The sequence below is a fragment of the Planomonospora algeriensis genome (assembly GCF_977012225.1).
Window position 1 is genome coordinate 1 of the sequence record NZ_CDRNDK010000927.1, and the last position, 1,033, is coordinate 1,033.

General features: G+C 76.2%; 1 protein-coding gene. It reads left to right on the forward strand.

Annotated elements, in window-relative coordinates:
• Positions 1 to 15 precede the first annotated feature (15 nt).
• A partial coding sequence (locus ACWJ6R_RS36945) for an FAD-dependent oxidoreductase (protein ID WP_449066642.1) occupies positions 16 to 1,033 on the forward strand: 1,018 nt, incomplete at its 3' end.

Genomic DNA, 1,033 nt, shown 5'->3' on the forward strand with positions numbered 1-1,033 from the left:
CCAGGAGGAACGATCATGAGCAGTGGATGCTGCGGCCCGGCCGCCCCCGCCGAGCGGAACGCGCAGGCCGTACCGGCCGAGCAGACCACCACGGCCGCCCAGACCGCCCAGACCGCCCCGGCCGCCCAGACCGCCCCGGCCGCCGGCAATGAGCAGGTCGTGCTCTCACCGGAGCTGGACCGCCTGCCGGTCGTGGTGATCGGCGCCGGGCCGGTCGGCCTGGCCGCCGCCGCGCATCTGGCCGAGCGCGGCCTGGACTTCCTCGTTCTGGAGGCCGGATCCCAGGCGGGCGCCTCGATCGCGCAGTGGGGGCACGTGCGGACCTTCAGCCCGTGGAAGTACGACATCGACGCCGCCGCCCGCCGCCTGCTGGAGGCGACCGATTGGACGGCTCCGGATCCGGAGTGGCTGCCCACCGGCGCCGAGCTCGTCGAGCAGTACCTCGCCCCGCTGGCCGCGCACCCGGCCATCGCCGCTCACCTGCGGCTGGGCGCGCAGGTCACCGGGATCAGCCGGGCCGGGTTCGACCGGGTGCGCAGCCTCGGCCGCGAGACCGCGCCGTTCCTGATCCGTCTCGCGGACGGCACCGAGATCGCCGCCCGTGCGGTCGTGGACGCCTCCGGCACCTGGCGCACCCCGAACGTGCTCGGCGCCTCCGGGCTGCCCGCCCACGGCGAGCACGAGGCGGCCGCGTTCATCGACCACGCCCTGCCCGACGTGCTGGGCGCCGACCGGGACGCCTACGTCGGCAAGCACACCCTGGTGGTGGGCGCCGGCCACTCGGCCGCCACCACCCTGCTCGCGTTGGCCGCCCTCGCCAACGGGGCACCGGACACCCGCATCACCTGGGCCATCCGCGCCGGGAACGCGGCCCGGACCTACGGCGGCGGCGCGGCCGACGCCCTGCCGGCGCGCGGCGCGCTCGGCACCCGACTGCGCGCCCTGGTGGAGTCGGGTCGGATCACGCTGCTGACCGGGTTCTTCACCCACGAGGTGACCGTGGACGACGAGGCGGTGACGGTGATCAGCCGCG